The organism is Novosphingobium sp. BL-S-33, from assembly GCF_056857025.1.
In genome coordinates this window covers 1,960,001-1,981,206 of the sequence record NZ_CM166475.1, presented here as the reverse complement: position 1 = coordinate 1,981,206, position 21,206 = coordinate 1,960,001, and the positions used below count along the sequence as shown (strand labels likewise).

Genomic DNA, 21,206 nt, shown 5'->3' with positions numbered 1-21,206 from the left:
GTCAAGCTGGGCTGACGGGATACGCTGACACAGCTGCCCGCCGTGGCGCCTTGCCGTCACCCGCCGATCGTAAAATGCAGGCGTACCGGCTCCTCGAGACATTCGCGGAGCCGGTACGCAGCTCAGATTTCGGTACGCTCGAATAAAGTGAGAGCATCGTCGATATCCACGCCGAGATAACGCACGGTGTTCTCGATGTTATTGTGGCCGAGAAGGATCTGCACCGCTCGTAGATTTCCGGTCGCCTTGTAAATGAGCGAGACCTTTGTACGTCGCATCGAGTGCGTGCCATATTCCCGCTTGTCCAGGCCAATCGTAGTAACCCATTCATCGATAAGGCGTGCGTACTGTCGCGTGCTAAGGTGACCCAGATAATCGACACGGCTCGGGAAAACAAAGTTGTCTACGTTCCAACCTCGCCTGTCGAGCTATGCCGTCAAGCTCTTTCGCGCCTCAGTCATGATCTCGAACTGGACGGGCCTTCCGGTCTTTTGCTGGATGACGGTTGAGCGGTTGCGGATGCTCCCGCGACTGACAACATCACCGATCTTAATTTTCACGAGGTCGCATCCGCGCAGCTTGCTGTCGATGGCAAGGTCAAATAGCGCTCGGTCGCGTAGTCGCCTGTGCTCGTCCAGATAAAACCGGATAGCCCAGATATCGCGTAGTTTCAGGGGGCGTTTTGGCCCCACATTCTGGCCTGCATTCCAAGGGCGCCGGTCATGCACGGCGGGGTCTAAGTCTGAATGTCCCATGACGTTTCTCCGTTGGCCTCAAGGGCCAACCGGAGCTTACTCCGCTGAAACGCCGCTCACGGGCAAAAGCATTTATGCGTCATTGACGCATACGTCGTTGACGTATACACGTATCACCATGGCTAACTTGCAGACCGTGGTGGAGCTGCCCGAATTTCTGCGGCGAGCCAAGGCGATCATGTCCAATGAAGATCGCATTGCCCTGGTGAATTATATCGCCGCCACGCCGGAAGCCGGTATCTCGCTGGGGGGTGGCCTTCGCAAGATACGTATCGCCCGCGAGGGCAGCGGCAAAAGCGGCGGTTACCGTACCATCTATGTGTTCGGAGGCGCGCACATCCCGATCTTCCTCGTGACAGTGTTCGCCAAGAACGAAAAGGATAACCTGACCAAGGCCGAGCAGGCGGAACTGATCGCTCTGAGCAAAGCTTTGATCGCACGTTATGGAGACCGAACATGAGCGCCTATGACAGCATCAGGCAAGGTTTGAACGAAGCGCTTGCATTTGCGGAAGGCAACGAAGCCGGAGCGCGCATTCATAAGGTCGACGTGCCCACCGTCGATGTCGCCGCGATCCGGGCCAGCACTGGCCTCTCGCAAGGCGCTTTCGCACGCAGTATAGGCGTTGCCAAGGGCACTCTGCTCAATTGGGAGCATGGCCGCCGCCGTCCCACCGGACCAGCCCAAGTGCTACTTGCGATGATCGCCAAGAAGCCTTCATTGGTGAGTGAATTGCTGCGCTAGCGCCGACAAAGCGGACGTTCTGCGACCAAAGTAGCCTCCTTAGAACGAGACCTCCGTTAAGCAGACATTTGGGCAGGTGTTGCCCCGACAGCGTTCGGATTGAATCCTTGCTTGGCATTCTCATTCGATCCCAAGGGCATCTGGAAGGTCATAGTCCTTCAGGTAGATGGACTCCGCTTGGGATGCGAATGGTCGTCGTGAACATTCGCAGCTTGGAATCGGGGACGGGGCTGGTGATCGTCATAAGGTTCATCAGGTAGGGATTTCCTTTGCTATCCCGCCTGAAAAATGCACGACGTTCTATAGCGCCACGCGTTGCGGTCATGCTGGGGATCGGCTTCCAGTCGGTCCGCGAAAGCTGCCAAGAGACGGCATCGGTGATGTTCACTGCGGGCTCAGACAGCAAGATCACACGACAACCGGGCTGGCGACCACCAACTGCTAAAACGACGTCGCCTTGATCGAATGACTTTGACCCCATCGTTGCTTGCGAAATGAGTGTAAGGCCGGGTCTACCCAGTCCCTTCATCATGCTGTCGTTCACACCGTAGTTCAGCCCTATATGCTCCATGGCTTTCACCGATTTATCGACTGTATCGGGGGCAACGTCGGTAGGCATCGCGATCGTACCGGCAGCAATACCGTAACAACTCTGCCCGCTTAAATCAGCGATCGAACGAGCCAAGCTCTCATCGGATGACTGTGCAGCCAGAATAGGTCCACTGCCGACCACGGCGATAAGCGAGAGGCAAAACGCGAGGCGCATACGAACTCCTAATTCTTACCTTGCTTGCTTGACTTGCCTACGATCAAATTCTTTCCGAAAACCGAAGGATACGCATGCACCTGTCCGCCAAACAGGTGTTCCGTCCGCTTCGGAAAGCGTCAAAACTCTAGCGAAGCGACCCCTATGGCAGCGTCCGCCCTCTGACTCTGGATTAAACCTTTGAAAGGCGATCGGTCCGCTTACCTCAGCCAAGGCCGCCGACGAAGCGGTCGTTCAAAAGCCAACGCGGCCTCTTAAAACGAGACCTTCGTTCAGCAGACATTCCAGGCGTCACGTCTCCGATGAATCCGGCGCGATTTAATGCAGAAGCACCGCTCGAGGCCCATTTCGACGCAACTTGAGCAACCGTCTCTTAACCTGCTTTTGCTTTAGATCAGCTTGTTGGCGGTTGGGGGCGATATGCAGACGATACATTATGATCGATCCAGATTGGCGATGAGCTCACTCTTCCTTCTGGTGGCGTGCCCGGTAATGGGATTACTTTTGTGTAAAACTGCCGGATTCCGACTGTTTCTTGGGCTTTTTATACTCATTTTCGGTCCGATTGCAGGCATCGGCACGATGCGGATGCTCCTCGGCGGCGCCGTGGCAATTCGCTATGATCAAATGTCCGCAAGAGTATTCACGATGTGGAAGGTTCACAGCCTGTCATGGGCTGAAGTGGTCGATGTCCAGATAGTGACCCAGACCTTCCGGCTCTATGGATTCATCCCCGTAAATCGGAATTACTTTGTAGATTTTCGAGTGAAGGGCGGGATTTGGGGACCAAAGAAGCTCAGGCTGCCTTTCCGCCTCCTTGGCATAAGTAAGGAAGCGGGAGTCTCGCTGGTAGCGGAGTTGAACAGTGTAAGAGTGGCAGCTAAAGCTCGCGAGGGCATCTTCGACGTCAATACTCACGGGCGGGCGCCAAGCGGACCAAGAGGCGCCTCCTTGCCTAGCCGTGCCGGCTGGCTGGAGGATGCGCCACAATCGGATGTTTTTGACCCCGATGCCGTGATCGCCCGCCACATCGCCAATCGATCCCAACTCGAAACGTCCGCCGCAGTCCGCGCACCCGCCACAGACAGCTCATCTACACCCCCCCAATCGCGTGTCGGAGGGTTTGGGCGCAAAGGGCTAACCCCTTCGGTTGTGCCACCTCTGCTGGATGCTGACCGCTAATCGATTCGATTTTGCCTCGGTAGATACGAACTAAGTTTCGCCCTGGTCAGCGATAATCCCATCACCATGCTCTCGGCAATTCAAGAGCATGAACGGCCAAGTTGGCGGCTAAGTGACGGGTCCCCGACCTCAGTCAGCATGCAGCAGGACACGATCAGCAGAGAGGATCTGCTGGCATAGTTTCACCAGGTGTTACAAGGTGCCTCCACAATGACGCTTGCGAACAATGGAAAATACGCCGTCTTCGCCGGGTGCATATCAATTTGCATGGTAAGTGCTGCGTGTAGCTCTGAACGGGCGGACAGGGCATCAGCGATAAGAGAACTTGGTGCCCATTGCCACCTTCAATACACCGATGACGATATTGCGCGAATTGAACGGCTCAGACGAACCTTCCCTGAAGTTCATAAGAAAGTTATCTTTCTGCAAATTTATGGCGGGGGCCCACCTCCATATTCTGCGTGCATCGATTCCTTCATTTCCACATCAGGCTATCGATTTACATACGGTATAAACAAATTTTCTCTATAGACGAACAATTGAAGGCGGAACGCGATGCACGTCTGACTATATTGTTGACACCCATCCTTCTTGACCGTCGAATAAGTCCAAAAAAAGCGGCTTCAAGGATCCAGACGGTCCCGAACGCACACAGCAAGAATGTCACCACCACAGCTCTGCAATTACAGATCTACGCGCTAAAACAGATTCTGGCCGGACGGCAGGTGGCGCAGTGCGAGACAGGGCACAAAGCCTTCAGGATTACGCAACAGAGCGCGGTATTCAGCCAGTTCGACGGCATTGTGCCGGGCGGTGAAGACCGGATCCTTCAGGCGTTCACCCAGCCGTGCCACCATTTGCTGGTGAGGCTCAGTGAGATAGCCTGCCTGCAGCGATCTCAGGCCCGGTAGGCCGTACATGTTGTAGGCGACGGCGGTCAGAAGAAGCATGCGCTGCGATATATAGGCCTCAACAAGATTGTCCTCGCTGATCGACGATCCCTTGATAAACGGTCGATTGGCAGTGCCGGCCGCCTGGACCTCGGCGTCCTCAAGCGATGACATCCCCCCGCCGGTATAGTGCTGACCTATCCGGTATTTGCCTTCGGGCACATCGTGCAAAGGCGAAATGCCGCTGAAGCAACCTACATCGTCCGCTTCGGCGATCCGGACGCGGTTTCTGGTAGCATCGTCCCATTGGAAACCGGACCGCTGAAGAATCCGGATGGGCTTCGCGCGGCCGCTGATCCCCCGGGTATCTTGCCATTCGCGATTGGCGTCACCCAGGTTCGCCAGAGTCAGGTCGCCATTGACGAAACCAGCAGCGCGCCGCTTGCGGCTTGCATCGGCAAGCCAGCCGGCCAGCGTGTTCTTCTGGCCTTCGAAATCGCGGTAGGCGCCACCGCCCATGCGTTGGCGGCACGCCTCGCTGCGATCGATTGTGCAGGCCATCGGGCTCCCAAGCATCGCCGCGATCGGACGTACATCGAACTTGGCGAGTATCGCGCGCGGCTGATCGATCTCCGACCAGTGGAGCGTTGCCAGGCCTGCCACGGTCAGTCCCAACATGATCGTGCCGCTGCGTGTCAGGCCGATCATGTTCTCGACCGAACCGGCGCGGACTCGGGGCAGAACGGAGGATTGTGGCAACTGGCGCAGCAGCGCCGCCGCCCGCGCTTCGCTAAGCGACTTTGACGACTCCCAGACTTCATCCGGCAATGCGCCCGGGGCATTGAAGACCATCGATCCGGTCGTGCGAACGAGCGCTGCGATGCGTAGAGCGACGGTGGGGTGCGTGGCGTTCTCGCCTTCCGTATCGCCCGCAATCATCATCGCATCATCACCTCGGCGCGAACCGTCGACCTGCCAGTGATGCTCTACCTTCACGAGCGCCGAAGCCATCGCTGCCGGGTTCTGCGTCAATTGCACGGCCTCTGCGTCGGCAATGAATTCCCGAGCCGAAGCGATCATCAGGCGAGAAACCTGTCCAGCGCGCATGGCGAGATGGCCGATGAAACTTCCGGCCAGCGTCAGCGGCAAAATCGCCGGAACCGCTATAGCCAGCACCACGTGGATCGGCGTGAACTTCAACGGGTTGTTCTTATGCAGCCGGCCAAGCGCATCCATAAAGATGTTGGCCGCTGCCATCAGGCGGATGTCACCGTTCCTGATGTGGCTCAGTTCATGTCCGAGGACGCAGGCGAGCTCTGCATTCGAAAGATCATCAAGCAGTCCTCGGGTTACGACGACGACCGCCTTCTTGCGCGCTATGCCGCAGGCGAAGGCATTGCGGGCATCGGATTCGATAACGCCGACGAAGGGGACCGGCAGCCCCATCGTCAGGATCAGCGGCTCGATGATTTTGCACAGACGTGGTTCGTCCCGGTCATCGACGAACTGGAAGCCCACAGCGCGTTTGACGGCCTCTATGTGCCAGAACATCTGCCAGCCGAACCAGGCAATCGATGCCACGAACACGATTGGGGCATAGCGCGCGAGATATCCAGCCCAACCGAGAAACGGCGCGTGTTCGGCGTCGATCACCGTCAACGGCAGGAACAGGACCATGGCCGCGATCGCCTGTACGGCAACGAGGAAGCCCACGAACAGCGTCGTGGAGCGCCCGTCATTGCTCCTGATCCAGCCATAGAGGCCGGTTGGCGTTTCCGACATTATCGGCCCTCCCACGCGGACTAGATCACAAGGCTATGGCGACCGGCTCGTCGATGAGCACGCGCTCGACGCCCAAGTCGTAGGGCTGGCGGCTGTTGAGGCGCAGCTTTTGCGCGATCATGCTGCCGGGGAACTGGCGCAGGGCCGTATTGTATTCCTCGATCGCCAGATTGTAGAATCGCCGCGCCGCGGTGATCCGATTTTCGCAGTCGGTCAGCTCGCGGCGAAGGTTCCCGAATTCGGGCAGCGCCTTGATGTCAGGGAATTTGTCGATCGACGAGATCAGCGTGCTCAACTGCGCGGTCAGATTGCCTTCGGCTCTGAGCTTGATCTCCACGCCGACGCAGCGCAGCGCCTCGGTGCGCGCCTCCATCACACCCAGCACCATCTCCTTTTCGTGCGCGGTGGTCCCCTTGAGAACACCGACCAGGCCGGGAATCAGGTTGTGCCGATGCTTCAAATGGACATCGATATCTGCGAATGCCGTATCGCAGCGCTGGTCGAGCGCAACAAGCAGGTTGTGGGTCGCCTTGAATCGCAAATAAAGCCAGAGCACCGCCAGCACGACCGCGCCGACGATCCCGACCAGTATCCACAGAACAGTTTCCATTGCAGCCCCTCGCAACCAAATCTAAAATCGCGATAGGCCGCGCGGGATTAATATTTTTCTACTCTTTGCTTGTTCTGGTTGTTTTACGCATCCTTAAACAAGATCGGCGAGATGTCTTCCATCTCAACAAGGGGGTGCTCCCATGGCCGAATCCGTGTTTACTCGCGTCCGCCGTCTGCTTTCCGCCCGCATCGAAGACAGTGTCGATGCGATGGAACGCGCCAATTCCGACGGAACCATGCGCGAGGCGATCCGCGAGGTGGACCGCGCAATCGATGAAGTCCGCATGGATCAGGAAAAAGCCATGACCCGCCGCCTGCAGGCCGCACGGCAGCAGGAAATGATCGGGAAGAAGGTGGAGGAACTGACCGGCAAAGCGCGCTTCGCCCTGCAGGAAGGCCGTGAGGATCTGGCCGAGGGGGCGCTCAAGCGACAGGTCGATCTGGAGGAGCAATCCGCCGGCCTCGAACAAGTGCAGGCCGTCGCCCGGGAAGAAGAGGCCAAACTCGAGGAAAGTCTGACGGCCCTGCGGGCGCGCAAGAAGCAGATGGAAGAAGCGCTGGCCGCCTACGCGATCGCCAGAAGCGACGCTTCGATGGGGGGTGACGGCGGCTTCGCCAACGCCCGCAAGGTCGAACGCAAGGTGGAAAGCGCCGAGGCGGCCTTTGACCGGGCGATGACCGGCGCCGGCGGCGTCGGCTTCTCGCGCGGCGATGCAGAGGCCATCAACCAGGTGGCCGAGCTCGATGCGCTCGCCAAGCGCGCATCTGTCGCCGAACGGCTCGCTGCTCTCAAGCAGGAAACCATCAAGGCTGCCTGACCATGATCCGCAAGCCGACAGAACAGGACTTTCAGGAGAGCGCGGTCGTTACGGTACTGCGCGAATCCAAGCGCGTCGCGGCAGCAAGCCGCGACGGTGCACAGCTTGGCGCGCGCAATGTCAGCCGGTTCTATCTCTACGGGATGTTCTGGTTCGGCATCCTGACCACGGCAATTCCCGCGATGATCTCAGGCCATGTCCTTCCGGCACTGCTGCTCATCGCTGGCGCCTTTGGCGTGCAGCAGCTTTTGCGCAAGTTATTCCGGAATGGCATGCCGGCACTGGCCGTGGGAAAGCAATCTCCACCGCAACCAGCCGATCCGCATGAGGTCGTCTTACAGGCGCATCAAGGCGCACCGCAGCAGGCAGGAGGCGCCCGCGGAACGCTACGCCAGTCCGCCAACCTCGAGCTGAAACCCGCGGTCGCGGTGCGCCAGGCGATGTCCCTGCTGATCCCCGGGGTGCTTTTGTTTCTCTTGAGCACGGGGCTGATTGTGGCGCTTGTTCCCGCCTTCGCGCTTCTGCTGACCGCCTTGCTGATCCTGTTCAAGGCCGCCTTCGATCGCGAGCTGCTTCAGTTTGATCACCGCACGGTCAGGGTGAATGCCCTGCTATCGAAGCGGACGGTCCCCTGGTCGGACGTGGTTGACGTCTCGGCGAGGGTCCTGCCCTGGTACAATGCCAAGGCGCTGCTGACTATCGGCAGCCGGCGGACAATAGTCCTTATCTTTCGCCGCGCGCACGGCGGCGTTGGAGAGGTGAACGTGCCGCTCGACCTGCTCGGCCTGGACAAGGAGGGCCTGACAAGCCTTGTGGCCGACATGATCGGCTGCCGTGCGGCGGCGGGCGTGGCGGTCCCGGCCTGGCAAGGAGCGCCTCCCCCCGAGCACAAACCGACGCCTTCGTCGGATCCCAACGAAAGCTTCGATCCCGACGCGATCATGGCGCGCTATCTGGCCGAACGCTCCCAGGTGATCGATACGATACGGCCGGATCTGACGGACAGTTTGGCCACGTCCCAGCCACTTGAACGCAAGACTTTCGGCCGGAAAAGGGCGTGAGATGATCGAGAAACCATACGGCAACGCTGACCGCGCCCCAGTTACGAAACCCGGCATGGCGCATCAGGCCGGATCTGCGGTGAGCGGCACGGTTCGCGGCGTTGGCCGGCTTTTGCTCTGGATCGTCCTGCTGTGGGTAGGGCTTCTCGCTCTGCTCATGGGGCTGGGTACATTCACCCGTCTGTTCCACCAAAACGGGGTACTCGGTCTGCTGATAAGCGCGGCGTTGGGATTTGGCCTATGGAGATGGCGGTCCTCCAGCCGCAAACGCAATCTGGTGATCGACGAGCTGGCTCGCCAACTCAATTCTCAGGGCAGCCTGCAGCCCGCTCCGCGACCGACCCAGGCCGAATATGGGCGATCGGCCGCCCGCGAGCGCATTGATGACAGCAGGCCCAGCCGTGAAACGGTAGTAGAAAGACCGAAGGACATGGCCCGGTTCGATCAACTTCTGATCGCTGCTATCGCGCTCAACCTTATCCAGCTTTTCATGACCTTCCCGGTCCTCCGCGAAATTGTCGAAAAGGAACCCGTCTTCAGTCAGCTCGGCATTGGATTTGGCGAAATCTTCGCCAGGTTGGTCGGGGGATTCCTGTTCACCCTCGGCCTCTGGTTCTTCACGTCGCGTTTGCGCAGCAATATCGCGCGCTGGTTGCTAACCCTCACTTGCGCCGGCACCTTGTGGTCCAACATCATGCAGTTGGTGGTCACTCCACAGTTACAGGTCGCATTGCCCGTTTACATCCGGGTTATTGCCCTCATTGGCGCGATTCTGGGGGCCGCAGGCGTTGGGTTTGCGCATACGGCAAAATCGCGTGCATGGTTCGAGCGACCTCGAGAAGACCGGAAGCCGTCCGGGAGCCAGTCACGGGACTTGTGAATTTGATAGCTGCCCATCGGCAGCACACACGCCCGTCAAACAGGATATTTCTGATAGTCCGGCCGGACGGGGTGCGCCCTCATTGCCACGGTGCGTCAGATCGCAGGCGAACGCTCTTTCTCTCTGAGGTCTTTCAACCACCGGCCTAACAACTGCATCGCATCTACGACAGTTGCGAGCGGTTTGCCGGCTTCAATAAGTAAACGCATATTCGACCGCAATAGGCACTGCGGCGAAGACAGTACGGTTAACGAGACTGACGCCTTCCAACACCCGAAGATCGAGCGTCAGCATGCGCTGTGAAATGCCGGAAACAACCTACGCCGGATGTATCGGGGGCATGATGCCTGGAAAGTTTGCCGAGCACGGCCATGCCCGCCGACAGAGCCGCCGTTAAGCCCCTCATATGAGCGCCTCCGAAGCGGCCATTCGTTCACCGAGAGATCAGCTACGCTGAACGACCGGCGATGGGACTATCCGGTCCGTCGGCTTCGTGGCAGCCGCCCTGGGAAAGCCGTCGTTCGTTCCGCGACGGCGCACTCTGAAATCGGCGGACTGGGGGTTCAAGCGGTCAGGATTTGACGTTGTAGTGGAACTTGCGTCGACCAGCGAAGTCGATCTGCAAGCGTCTCAGAACATCGCAGAGCAAATCCTCGACAATGACGGCGACGGATATGACCTTGCTATCCACCCCCACATCAGACTAGCGACGATGCGATTGACTATTACGACATGCTGATTTTGACGCTTCACGAGTGAAGCATAAGGGGCGAGGGGCATGCTGCAAGAGCTGCGAATTTCGAATTGCGCTACCTATACGGGGGATGAACAGTGTTTCGGGCCGTTAAAGGAAGCTAATTTCGTCTTCGGTACGAATGGTTCAGGCAAAACCACCGTGTCGCGGGTTATCGCCGCGCCGGGTGAATATCCGTTATGTAAAGCATCATGGACCGCAAATCGCAGCCTACAGGCGCTAGTGCTGAACTCCGACTTTGCGAAAAACAATTACGGTTCTGATATACCGGGCATCTTTACGCTCGGGGACAAAAGCAAGGAGCTGTTGGCCAAAGTAGATGAGCTCCGCGACAAGTCAGCAAAACTCCGCGACGAAATTGATGGCCTCAAGAAAACTCTTGGATCGGAGGATCAGGCTGATGGTAAAGTAGGTGAGCTTGGTGTGCACCGTACCGAGGTCGAAGCATTCTGCTGGACCATAAAGGGTAAGCACGACGAGTTTTTCCAAGACGCATTCACCGGTCTTCGAAATTCAAAACGACAGTTCGCAGATCGTGTCATGTCTGAAGCCGTATCCAACGCAGCAGACTTGACCACGCTTGACGACCTCACATCAAGGGCAAAGAGCCTCTTCCGCCAGATTTCAGTGATACCCCAGATCGCGCCGCCGGAATTCGAGGGCCTACTCCAAGCGGAGCAATATCCTATCCTTGCCAAGCACATTGTTGGTAAGGAAGACATTGAGGTTGCTGCATTGATCCGACATCTAGAAAATAGCGACTGGGTTCGGCATGGATTGCGCTATATACCGCATAGTGACGGTAGATGCCCTTTTTGCCAACAGGGCTTGCCGCACGATCTCGCAGACAACTTGAATTCGTACTTCGATGAGACCTATAACAATGACGTTTCACAACTTCGGCGCATCCATACTGAATACGATGGCAACACCAAGCACACTTTGCAGGTTCTCGCTACAATTCAGCAAAACGAATACGAGTACCTCGATAGGTCCGAGATAGCGCGTACGGTTGACCGCCTCGACAAGCTGCTAGGGCAAAACCTCGATCTTTTGGTCAAGAAGTTGAGCGAACCTAGCGCCTCGATCCAGCTTAAACCTATCAAAGATGCGTCGAATGCAGTTCTGGAACTGATCCGTCAGGCCAATGCCAAGATAGCTGCTCACAACGAACTGATCGCAAACCAAGCGCAGGAGCAGACAAAGCTCAAGGCTCAGATATGGAAGTACATTGTCGAGGAATCCCGCAAGGAAATCGAAAAGCTCAAGGGTAAAGAAACGGGACTCAAGAAAGCCATCGAGAGCCTATCCACTCAGATTAAGGCGAAGGAAAATCAGGAGGCTGAGCTCCGCGGAGAACTGCGAGAACTTGAAAAAAGCATAACAAGCGTTGAGCCTACCGTTAGTGCGATCAACAGAACCTTAGCGTCATTTGGCTTTAGTAGCTTCGAACTCGCGACCGCAGGCGAAAAAGGCAGTCGATACAAAATTGTACGCAAGGATGGAAGCGACGCGGCTTTAACCCTGAGTGAGGGCGAAAAGTCCTTCATCATCTTTCTCTACTTCTATCACAGAATCCGTGGCTCCTTGACAGAATCAGGGATCACCGGAGATCGAATCGTCATATTCGATGATCCGATTTCCAGCCTTGATAGCGATGTACTTTTCATTGTGAGCACTCTGATTAAGGAGTTTGTCAGGGAGGCTAAGGACAGGAATGGGCAAGTTAAGCAAATCATTGTCCTGACGCACAACATCTACTTTCATAAGGAGGTCTCCTTCTCAAACAATGAGAAAGGGCCAGCGCCCACGTTCTGGGTTGTTAAGAAGGTGGGAGGGCATTCACGGATCGTTGGCTTCCCCAAGAATCCCATCCGAACATCGTATCAAATGCTTTGGGATCAGGTGAAGCCAGAGCAGCGCTCGAATTCCACAATTCAGAATGTCCTGAGGCGTATTCTAGAGAATTATTTCACCATTCTTGGCAGCAAGGACAAAGATGGCATAATTGCAATGTTCGATGGGCAGGAGAAGATGATTGCCGCTTCACTTCTCTCCTGGCTGCATGACGGCTCGCATAGCGTTCTTGATGATATTTCAATATCGGCAGATGATGACCTTGTTGATCGGTATCTTGATGTCTTCAAGAAGGTGTTTGTCAAGTCGAACCACGAAGCTCACTACGATATGATGATGGGGATCGAGAGCAGTGACAACACTGCGCTAACAGAGGGGGATAACGACACTGGTCCAGCAGAGCAGGTGGTATAGTCTGTAGCTCAAAAGCGGCAGTAGTGTCTGGCATTGCCTCGGAATGGCTTTCTGAAGCTGACACGAGCCCACCAAAGGCGCCTTTGCCGTTGGATGGGAATGCCGGTTTCCATCTTGCTGACGCAAGTTGCGATGGCTCGGCCATGACGGTTCTGGCCGAAATTTCACCATAATATTCAGCATCCCGGGATATGACCTGGAGCTTGGGCGTCGCATGCCCGCTGGAAAAGAAGACAGGCGGCCGATTTCGTTTGGGATGGCGGCTGTTACTGTCACGAGGGCCGTCTTTCGGCGCAATCTCTGGGAACTTTACAGCCAGTGACCCCGGGCCATTACCGAGGACAGCATCAGGGGGCGCGATGACAGCAAGCTCGATCGGCTCAGTCGGTTCCTGTAAGCAAGGCATTTCACACAAGAGCCCATTTTCTCCGGAAAAATTCATTGCCTCAATCACTCAGCTGCTGTTGAAGTCGGTGCCATGTCGTTCAAACAGACCCCCTTATGGAAGGCCGCTTTCGAATATGCGCGCGATGACGCCGCACGCGATGAACAGGCGCGGCTAGCGAATTGTTATGAGGCGATGCGCGCGCGGGCGAGCGCGTTGGTAGCCAAGATCTCCGGCGACCTGCCTTACATGACGGTACATGACGTCACGCATCTCGACGCACTGTGGGAAATGGCCTCGATTGCCGCGGGCGAGAACTTCGACCTTAACCCAGCTGAAGCGTTCGTGTTCGGCGGTGCCATTCTGCTTCATGATGCCGCGATGACGCTGGCAGCCTTTCCTGGCGGAATAGCGCAGCTGCGCGAAGAAACGGAATGGCGCGACTTGCACGCGCGACATGTCGCATCCGTTCCCTCAGGCGATGCGGCGGCGGCAAAGGAGGCCGAAAACCGGGCGACAGAGGATGCGTTGCGCCTGCTCCACGCCAAGCAGGCCGAGAACCTGCCGATGATATCCTGGATGGGCCCTCACAAGCAGCCAATGTTTCTTATCGAGGACCAACAGGTTCGCAACTTCTATGGTCAGAAGATCGGGAAAGTTGCTTACAGTCACTGGTGGAACATAGCCAGAGTCGAGGAGGAGTTGTCCGGGACACTGGGCGCCCTGCCTGGCGTTACCAGTTGCACCGTCGATCTGCTGAAGGTTGCCTGTTTGCTTCGTGTCGCCGATGCCATGCATCTTGACCAGCGCCGAGCGCCGGCCTTCGAGTTCGCCCTCGTTCAGCCTGCAGGGACTTCGGCGGACCATTGGAAATTTCAGGAACGCATGGCTAGGCCCTATGTCCAGGCCGATGCACTGGTATACACCGCTCAGCCTCCCTTCGAGGCCGATATCGCGGACGCATGGTGGACAGCGTTTGACGCGCTGCAAATGGTCGACCGGGAACTGCGCGATGTCGACCGTGTGCTGCGAGATCGTCAAAAAAACCCGCTGGTCGTGCGCAGAGTCGAGGGCGTTCATTCGCCCGGGGATCTTGCGCGCACCGTCGAAACCCACGGCTGGGTGCCGGTGGACAGTACCGTTAGGGTAAGCGATGTACCAAAGATCGTCGGTACGCTCGGCGGGAGCAAACTTTATGGCGAAAGCACCGCTGCGCCCATCCGCGAGCTGATCCAGAATGGCCTCGACGCGATTACCGCCCGTCGGCGGCTACAGGGACGAGCGCCAAAATGGGGTGAACTTAAGATCGCGCTGGAAAAGCGGGATGACGGGTTCTGGCTGAGCTTCGAGGACAACGGTGTTGGGATGTCGCAAACCGTCCTTACCGGTCCCCTCATCGACTTCGGCAACTCGTTCTGGCGATCGTCCCTGGCGATTCAGGAGTTTCCAGGCCTGGCCGCTGCAGGAATGAAATCGCGCGGCAAATACGGGATCGGTTTCTTCTCGATCTTCATGCTCGGTGATGTGGTTCGGGTTATCAGTCGCAGGTACGATCGCGACCTGCAATCAGCTCGCGTTCTGGAATTTCGCCATGGCCTCGGATCGCGGCCGAACCTGCGCAACGCCGATCCCGGCGAGGTGCCGCTGGATGGCGGAACTCGGATCGAGGTCAAGCTTGGCGTTAACCCGTTTGAGCCCGATGGTCTGCTTTACCGTAAAAATCCCTTCTCGAAGGGTGAAGTAGTCAAGCTCAGCCGCGTCATCGCTGCGATAGCTCCGGCATGCGACGTCGCCATCAATGTCACGCAGGATGATGAAATCCAAGGTGAAACCGCGGCAGGTGACTGGCTTGGACTCAAATCGGGCTCATTGTTGAACCGGATTATGGGTGGCGATGACGACGATGACGACGAACCGTCGACGCCTGCGAACGCCTGGGATGAACTGAGGGAATTGCGCGATGAGGACGGCAAGCTGTACGGGCGCGCCCGTCTTGATACCGGCAGTCAGTGGAGAAAGCGCGGTCTGGTCACAGTCGATGGGCTCGCTGCCAGCAAGATCGGAGCGATCGCTGGCATTTTGATCGGCGTCGAGACAACAGCGTCGCGAAACTCCGCAACCCCGATCATTCCAGCTCCGGTGCTTGCTTCTTGGTCGTCCGAGCAGGCAACCATTCTGACCGCTGCGGAAATACCGGATGAGGACAAGGCCCGGGCAGCTGCGATTGTTCTGGGGTGCGGCGGCGATGTTGCAGGGCTGCCGGTCGTCCTGTGGCAGGACGCATGGATGACCGCCTCGCAGTTTGCTAATGCCCTGAGGACACTCGATCGGCTTGAGGTCCACGATGGATCGATCAGCCACGATGACGACGATGATGTTACGAGACGGGAATTCGGTTCATCTTTCAGGGCGAGCGCCAGAATCGCTCAGACCGTGGATGACAAGTTCGGTCGCCTGCGCGACACCGACTGGATTTCAGTGGTGACGCAAGGAAACGGCTCAACCCCGGCGGACGTGATCGAGGAACTGCTTTGCCACGCATGGGGCAGGATCGAAAGCGAAGAGGAGACGGTCATCGTCGGCGACGTAAACGGCGCGGCCATCTATCGGATTGTTTCGATCTACACACGGGTAGCTGACGCGGATGCCGTCCAAACCGCTACCTGAAAGTTTTTCAGCGTTGAGGTTGCCTGGCTAGGATCAACGCAGGAAACGGGGCGCACCGGCTTCGCGCGAGCCTGTCCGCCCCGTCGCGGGCAACACAACAATGCGAGCTCGTCGCTCATGTGCACAGTTGGATGACCTAAATTGACTGACGTGTGCCGGGAAAGCGGACCGTCGGCAGCTAGGGATCGAAAATTTTGCTCTGAGCGGCCGGGAAGGGTCGGGAAGCGAAGCCGGGCGAAGCGCCTATTTTCCGCTCCACCCACGGCATTCTCCTTTCCGGAAATTTTGTGAGCACGCTTTATAGGGCCCAGTTATACCGCGTTAGCGCCATCATGAAGGCGAACAGGAAAGCATAGCCAAAGCGGTCGAGGCGGACGAGCTCCTGACCTCTCTTCGCCCGAAAACGGCCAAGCATCATCATCATCCCGCCCGCCAGAACAGGCGTCACGGCGAGGTTGACTAGCCGGAGAGCAGGCTCATGGATTGCCGAATGCGGTAAGATCAGCAAGCTGATCCCGCCTGCGGCGACACCGCTCAGCGTGATCCACGCGGCCGCGATCGGTGGTGAAGGCAACCATCGGAGAACCCGTGCCAAACCACGCAGGCCCAACTCGCAGCAAACATTGATGATGAGTTGGAGCAAGATCTCACTGATGAATTGGAAAAGGATTTCAAAAAGAAATTCCATCAACAGGAAGTCCGTTTACGAATGTGACGTAGCCCTCATGGTCACAATGTCGATGCATTGCAAATTGGCTAAATCTCTAAAGTCGGATGTCGAAAGCTGCCAGTTCATTCTCGACCAGCTTGGAACCGAGGAATGGAGAAGGAGACCGTCTGCACTTAAGCATCCGAATTTGAAGACCGAGCGGCCACAAAGGGTCGCTAGCGTAACACCCGTTTGACGGCCGCCAGCGCCTGATCTGGACTTGCTACGAGCGCAATACGCGGAACCGGATTCGCACTGGCGATGATGTTCAGTACCGTCTCAAGCAGTTCCATATTCTTGGGAGGTCGGGTTACGCCGCCGCCGATCGTCACGCAATCCACCGCATCGCGGGCAAAGCCCTCTGCAAGCGCGTCCAGCTTGGCCGCATCTGCCGAGACGAAGACTACGGATGCCTCATGGCCCGCTGCCTTCAACTGATCGAGGCTAAGAGTAATACCCGCGAGAATTTTATTTGCGTCCAGGCCTGGCGGGAGAGCTGGATCCGAAAAGTCGACTTCGTCGGGGTGGATGCCGATCATCATCACATTCGCCACGGTCTATTCCCTTATAGATTCATGATCAGGATTTTGATCAGTTCATAATGACACTCGTCATGACTGCGTGTGAAGCCCAGATTAAAGTCGCGCAATGAATGAAGGGCAGCTCTAAGCATTTCGCTTCCGATAGGAGCCGTTCCGGTTCGTCCGACCGAGCGGACAGCACTGCAGCTGAGGTCGCTAGGCCATGACGTGAAGCTGACCGCACCACAATTATCCAAGTCCTACGCTAAACGGGGAAAGAACGATGCAGCAGCGCTGAGGCACTCTGCGAGGGCATGAGCCGCCCAGCAATGCGCTTCGTGCCGGCAAAAACGCTGAGCGGCAAACGTCGTTCATGTTGATCAGGGTGCGCGAAAGGCTGGTTCAGAACAAGGCCCAACTTGCCAGCGCGGATAGAGGTTACGCGGCCGTATTCGGCCTTCCCGCGACCAAGGGGATTTGCAAGATCCAGCCACGGCTCGACCGCCCCGCCGTCGATTTAACCGTCCCGACGCTTGCACAGAACTCTTCGCTACCTAAGCCGCGGAATACCGGAAACTGAATCAGCGCCTCACCGACATCGATGAGAAGTTGATGACGTCGCACCGCGGCAACGAGTGCAGCCGTCGGCGGGCTAGAAAGCTGCATGCGCGAAACACGCGCCGACCTCCCGCGCTACGACGGTGTGACCAAGGCGATCAATTACTTCCTGAACGACTGGGAGTGCTGCACCATCTTCCTCGCCCAACGCCCGGATCTGCTTGATCAAAAACTCCACCGAGCGCAAGCTTCGCGCCGTGGCGTAGGCGGGAAGGCGCTGCCCCCCCGTCGAGCGCGAGGCGGTGAGCGCCCGCCAATGATCTTCTGCTTCTTCCTACCGCACGCCTCAACGAACTCCTCACGTGCAAATGGAAAGCTAGCGGGCAGCAAACCTCAACACAGGACTCGCGGCCTGAACATCATGATACAGGATCCTTGAAAGGCGTACAAAACAGCTGACGGAACAACTGCTCGCAGCGCTCCTGTCCGGCAGGCGAAAGCACTACTGACTTCGCCTTACCCACGGGATTGTGGATCCATCCCTGGTCATGCAGCCGCCCGAGCGCGGCCCAATCGAACGACTTCCAAGCTCGGATTGTGCCCGAAATCCTGTCCGCGTCGTGCAGCGTCAGGAACATCAATCCTAGGATTGCCGCATCAATGCGGCCCGTGTCGATATTCTGCTCTTCCATAAAGCGGCTCCTCGCAGCGCCGCCTACGGTCTCATCTTAAGGCCCTGACAGCCACCGCGGCGCTATATCGGATGCGAACCCATTTTGGGCCCAAAACATCAAATGGAGCAGGTTCAGTGTATCATCAAGTGATCCAAGTTGTAATGGCTTCAAAGCGCCACCCGCCATCGTCAAGCCAGAACAATATTGTCCGCCGGCCCAATCGCTCGGCCAGATCGCGTAACCGCGCGACCTCTCGCGTTTCATGACCACTGCAGGCAGTTCGATTAGACTGAAATCGGGCGAGCGGCACTGAAGCCGCCTCTTCGCCTTTTGCGTCGTAGACCATTCAGTTTCTTAGTCTTGCTTCCAACCAGTGGCAGGCCAGTAGGCCGGCGTCAGAATTTTCACGGCCGCCTAACGAGTTGTACTCACCGCCATTATCGCCTTCAAATACGCAGCCCCTGATGAGGCGAAGGACTGCACCGCACAATGTCGATCTCGCCTGATTCAACATGGCCTTGGCGTAAGGATTCCCGTCTGTTATCCTGCCAGGGCGCTGCGCAAAGGGCAGCGCCGGGACTGGTAATCCCGCACACGAAGCAAGCTCGGAAAACACGGTTTTCCGGGGTGCCGTCGCGCATGTCCAAGCCTTCGGGTGAAAGGCGGCGGCGCATGACGTGTGCATGTTACCAGCTCCGGCGGCTCCCGCGCGTTAGCGTGCGGGAGTTCGGGACTGGTCCGCAGGTTGTCTCGAAGCCTTCCGCCAACCCGCCTAGATGCGGACCCGGAGGTGCTAATGGACGCTCTTGTTCGTGCTGCTTCACCCGATGAAATCGCCGCTGTCTCTGCGGCGCTGAACTCCTTGCCCAATGACCATTCCGCGCTCGCGGCGCTCTGGAAAATCTATCGCGCGGAGCCGGTGCGATTGCTGCGCACTCAGCAGGGTCGTAGTCTCAGCCGCGCACGCGCCAGACGAGCCGAAGAGTTCATGGGCTCGCTTTCGCCCGATGTGCCGTTCGATTGGCACTATTTCCTCTACACGTCCGGGATCGTTGCCCAGCTGGCACTATCGGCCCACCTGCTCGATGTCGGCTTTCCCGACAGCTGGTGTGCGCGGCATGTCGGCCTCCAGGTCGACAGGTCGCTGGCCTACGCCAACGTCACCGGTTTCGGCTACGATTGCCCGGAGACCGCGCGGCTGCTGCAGGTGCTGTCGCCCTACTGGAAATGGAACCGGTCCCATCTGTTCGACGACAAGGTTCTCGACGACGGCGGCTTCACGCCGGACCAGATCAGAGTGATAGTTTGCGCACTGGTCGATCACGTCTGCCAGGTGACCGGCCATGCGCGGTTGCGCCAGCGGGCAATGCGCCCGTGATCAGACGGCCGAGGTGCTGATATTCCGGATCGCGAAGCGGTGCGAGCGCCGCCGAGCTCTGGCGCAATTCGGAGTTCCGCGATTGTGGGAATTCGCGTGCGTTGCGTGCGCAAAGACGGCGTGAGACCGAACCGGTCATCGTGACGGGGCGGCGAAAATTTTATGGGGCCGTTCCGGTATCATGCGATGTCTTCCGGGATGTTTGCGGTTTTCTCGCCCATTGATCGTGTCCCGGGAGGTGGTGTCGCTGAGCGTTGAGGTGGTCACCGTGATTTTCGGATAGATTTGGGTTGCGACACTCGAACCTGCCGGAAGTAATCACGATGACCGATCCGATGATGCACCTGCGTTCGCTGGTAGAGAAGCCCCCCGACGCGGATATTCTACGCGAGATGATCTCGTTTGTCGCCGAGCGGCTGATGGAGATGGAAGTCGGCGAACTGGTGCGCGCCTTGGAAGTGCACCCTGAAGGAAATTCCGGTTTCGGACAGAAGCGTCGGAAAAGGAGTCTTGCAGGTCGCGGCGCAAGTTCGGGCAGTCGCGCCGGGACTGTCTACGGATTCGGGGCTTATCGCGCGCGCCCTTCCGAATTGATGGTGTGCAGCGTTCCGAGCATTATTCGCGCAGTATTCCGAGATGATCGCGCGCAGTTTGGGATGCCCGAAGCCTGATCGTGGGTAACCGTCCGGTTGTTACCGCGACGAATGGGCCTTGACGATTTCGAGGGTTTCCGGATCGCAGATGACGTGCTCGAGGAAGAGCTCCCACTCTTCCGGTGAGTGTCGGTTATCGGCAATGAGAGCGCGCAACTCGTCGATGGCGTCTGCCGCGATCGCGGTGCGGTAGTCATCCGGGCCGGAAGAGATGGTGATGATTGATCCGAATGTGAGATTGTCATCGTTGCTTACGATGGCGTCGATTAGGTCAGGGTGTTCCCCCAGGATGCTGGCGACGTAATCGAGCGTGAAGACATGGGACACGACAGCCATCAGACAGCTTTCGTAAGCGGCGTCAGGGGCGCCCAATTCCAGGGAAGCAATTCGGCGAGCTGGTTGATCTTGTGATCGTGGATACGGCCGAGCACGTCGGCGAGATAAGCCTGCGGATCCAGACCGTTCATCTTGGCGCTTTCGATAAGCGTCATAGCACGTGCCAGGGTTTCAGCGCCTGCTTCGGAGCCGGCGAAGAGCCAGTTGCGTCTTCCCAGACCAATAGGTCTCACGGCTCGCTCAGCGGCATTGTTATCAATGGCGACACGCCCATCCTCGGTGAACAATGAGAAGGCTTGCCAGCGCCCCAAGCCATACCGAATGGCGCTGGCCAGGTCGCCCTTGACGGGGATTCGGGTGAGTTGCTGCTCGGCCCAGGCGCGCAACGCCTCGAGTTTGGGTTTGCTATGCTCCTGGCGGACGGCACGCCGAACATCGGCAGGTTTCCCGGCGATTTCGCGTTCGATGTCGTACAACTGGCCGATGCGATCGAGGGCTTCTCGCGCTATTGGGGATTTGTTCGCTTTCCAGATGTCGTGGAAGTCACGTCGCCAATGGGCGAAGCAGGCAGCTTCCCGGAAGCGCGGTTCGCCGTCTGCGCCGGGCTCATATAGCTTCGCATATCCCTTGTAGGCGTCGGCCTGGAGAATGCCGCTCGCATTGCAAAGGTGGTTTTGCACGTGCTCCGCCTTCCAGTTGGGGGCAAAGCGATAGACCACACCCGGCGGTGCCGGCCCGTTCCACGGGCGCTGATCGCAGACATAACCCCAGATCCTGCCTTGCTTCACGCCCTTACCGAGCCCCTTGGCC

19 protein-coding genes and 1 pseudogene (1 of these 20 cut by a window edge) are annotated in these 21,206 nt (G+C 57.8%); 10 read left to right on the top strand and 10 right to left on the bottom strand.

The window, feature by feature from the left end; genetic code table 11:
* Positions 1-122 precede the first annotated feature (122 nt).
* A pseudogene (locus AC1VVM_RS25150) lies at positions 123-755 on the bottom strand (tyrosine-type recombinase/integrase).
* Between AC1VVM_RS25150 and AC1VVM_RS25145 the strand changes: the two are divergent.
* The gene (locus tag AC1VVM_RS25145) at positions 754-1,215 is read left to right on the top strand and encodes a type II toxin-antitoxin system RelE/ParE family toxin (RefSeq protein WP_482906434.1); all 462 of its coding nucleotides are present in this window, start codon (positions 754-756) and stop codon (positions 1,213-1,215) included. The pseudogene AC1VVM_RS25150 and the gene AC1VVM_RS25145 sit on opposite strands and share 2 nt — an antisense overlap.
* Positions 1,212-1,499: a helix-turn-helix domain-containing protein gene (locus AC1VVM_RS25140; RefSeq protein ID WP_482906433.1), complete on the top strand. Its 288-nt coding sequence runs from the start codon at positions 1,212-1,214 to the stop codon at positions 1,497-1,499. The genes AC1VVM_RS25145 and AC1VVM_RS25140 overlap by 4 nt, the downstream gene beginning before the upstream one ends.
* A gap of 148 nt (positions 1,500-1,647) precedes the next feature.
* On the opposite strand, the gene AC1VVM_RS25135 is transcribed toward AC1VVM_RS25140, so the two are convergent.
* A complete protein-coding gene (locus tag AC1VVM_RS25135) occupies positions 1,648-2,265 on the bottom strand; it encodes a hypothetical protein (protein WP_482906430.1) in 618 nt (205 codons plus the stop codon).
* A 456-nt stretch (positions 2,266-2,721) separates the two neighbouring features.
* On the opposite strand from AC1VVM_RS25135, the gene AC1VVM_RS25130 reads away from it, so the two are divergent.
* Positions 2,722-3,447, top strand: coding sequence for a hypothetical protein (locus tag AC1VVM_RS25130; protein ID WP_482956903.1), 726 nt, complete (start codon positions 2,722-2,724; stop codon positions 3,445-3,447).
* Positions 3,448-4,145: 698 nt separating this feature from the next.
* On the opposite strand, the gene AC1VVM_RS25125 is transcribed toward AC1VVM_RS25130, so the two are convergent.
* Together AC1VVM_RS25125 and AC1VVM_RS25120 are read right to left on the bottom strand one after the other, a co-directional pair.
* Entirely contained in the window at positions 4,146-6,119 is a 1,974-nt protein-coding gene (locus AC1VVM_RS25125; RefSeq protein WP_482906428.1) for a M48 family metalloprotease, read from the bottom strand.
* Between the two features lie 25 nt (positions 6,120-6,144).
* Entirely contained in the window at positions 6,145-6,684 is a 540-nt protein-coding gene (locus AC1VVM_RS25120; RefSeq protein WP_482906427.1) for a LemA family protein, read from the bottom strand.
* Between the two features lie 187 nt (positions 6,685-6,871).
* On the opposite strand from AC1VVM_RS25120, the gene AC1VVM_RS25115 reads away from it, so the two are divergent.
* The 3 genes from AC1VVM_RS25115 to AC1VVM_RS25105 are packed head-to-tail and all read left to right on the top strand — an operon-like array spanning position 6,872 to position 9,490.
* On the top strand, positions 6,872-7,549 hold the full coding sequence (locus tag AC1VVM_RS25115) for a PspA/IM30 family protein (RefSeq protein ID WP_482906426.1): 678 nt from the start codon (positions 6,872-6,874) through the stop codon (positions 7,547-7,549).
* Positions 7,550-7,551: 2 nt separating this feature from the next.
* Positions 7,552-8,610 carry a hypothetical protein gene (locus tag AC1VVM_RS25110; protein ID WP_482906425.1) on the top strand — a complete coding sequence of 353 codons (1,059 nt, stop codon included), beginning with the start codon at positions 7,552-7,554 and terminating at the stop codon, positions 8,608-8,610.
* A 1-nt stretch (position 8,611) separates the two neighbouring features.
* Complete coding sequence (locus AC1VVM_RS25105; RefSeq protein ID WP_482906424.1) at positions 8,612-9,490, top strand: hypothetical protein; 879 nt, start codon at positions 8,612-8,614, stop codon at positions 9,488-9,490.
* A gap of 192 nt (positions 9,491-9,682) precedes the next feature.
* Here the strand turns inward: AC1VVM_RS25105 and AC1VVM_RS25100 are convergent, their stop codons facing one another.
* Entirely contained in the window at positions 9,683-9,796 is a 114-nt protein-coding gene (locus tag AC1VVM_RS25100; protein ID WP_482957375.1) for a winged helix-turn-helix transcriptional regulator, read from the bottom strand.
* 472 nt (positions 9,797-10,268) lie between these two features.
* Here AC1VVM_RS25100 and AC1VVM_RS25095 point away from each other — a divergent pair, with 472 nt between their 5' ends.
* Positions 10,269-12,515 carry an AAA family ATPase gene (locus AC1VVM_RS25095; RefSeq protein WP_482956902.1) on the top strand — a complete coding sequence of 749 codons (2,247 nt, stop codon included), beginning with the start codon at positions 10,269-10,271 and terminating at the stop codon, positions 12,513-12,515.
* 478 nt (positions 12,516-12,993) lie between these two features.
* Positions 12,994-15,567 (top strand): HD domain-containing protein, encoded by a 2,574-nt coding sequence (locus AC1VVM_RS25090; protein ID WP_482956901.1) that lies wholly within the window; start codon positions 12,994-12,996, stop codon positions 15,565-15,567.
* A 298-nt stretch (positions 15,568-15,865) separates the two neighbouring features.
* Here AC1VVM_RS25090 and AC1VVM_RS25085 read toward each other — a convergent pair whose 3' ends face one another.
* The 3 genes from AC1VVM_RS25085 to AC1VVM_RS25075 all read right to left on the bottom strand — a co-directional run bounded on the left by AC1VVM_RS25085 (position 15,866) and on the right by AC1VVM_RS25075 (position 18,047).
* Positions 15,866-16,255 carry a hypothetical protein gene (locus AC1VVM_RS25085; RefSeq protein ID WP_482956900.1) on the bottom strand — a complete coding sequence of 130 codons (390 nt, stop codon included), beginning with the start codon at positions 16,253-16,255 and terminating at the stop codon, positions 15,866-15,868.
* Positions 16,256-16,452: 197 nt separating this feature from the next.
* Complete coding sequence (locus AC1VVM_RS25080; RefSeq protein WP_482956899.1) at positions 16,453-16,818, bottom strand: hypothetical protein; 366 nt, start codon at positions 16,816-16,818, stop codon at positions 16,453-16,455.
* A 956-nt stretch (positions 16,819-17,774) separates the two neighbouring features.
* The gene (locus tag AC1VVM_RS25075) at positions 17,775-18,047 is read right to left on the bottom strand and encodes a DUF6429 family protein (RefSeq protein WP_482906400.1); all 273 of its coding nucleotides are present in this window, start codon (positions 18,045-18,047) and stop codon (positions 17,775-17,777) included.
* A gap of 778 nt (positions 18,048-18,825) precedes the next feature.
* Here AC1VVM_RS25075 and AC1VVM_RS25070 point away from each other — a divergent pair.
* On the top strand, positions 18,826-19,407 hold the full coding sequence (locus AC1VVM_RS25070) for a hypothetical protein (RefSeq protein WP_482906399.1): 582 nt from the start codon (positions 18,826-18,828) through the stop codon (positions 19,405-19,407).
* A 323-nt stretch (positions 19,408-19,730) separates the two neighbouring features.
* Positions 19,731-20,078 (top strand): hypothetical protein, encoded by a 348-nt coding sequence (locus AC1VVM_RS25065; RefSeq protein ID WP_482957378.1) that lies wholly within the window; start codon positions 19,731-19,733, stop codon positions 20,076-20,078.
* Positions 20,079-20,099: 21 nt separating this feature from the next.
* On the opposite strand, the gene AC1VVM_RS25060 is transcribed toward AC1VVM_RS25065, so the two are convergent.
* On the bottom strand, positions 20,100-20,396 hold the full coding sequence (locus AC1VVM_RS25060) for a hypothetical protein (protein WP_482955962.1): 297 nt from the start codon (positions 20,394-20,396) through the stop codon (positions 20,100-20,102).
* Positions 20,396-21,206, bottom strand: partial view of an IS66 family transposase gene (tnpC, locus tag AC1VVM_RS25055; protein ID WP_482955963.1) — the 3' portion only. 800 nt of this gene lie beyond the right edge of the window; 811 of the gene's 1,611 nt are visible here — the last part of the coding sequence; the start codon falls outside the window, past its right edge; the stop codon is at positions 20,396-20,398. The genes AC1VVM_RS25060 and tnpC overlap by 1 nt, the downstream gene beginning before the upstream one ends.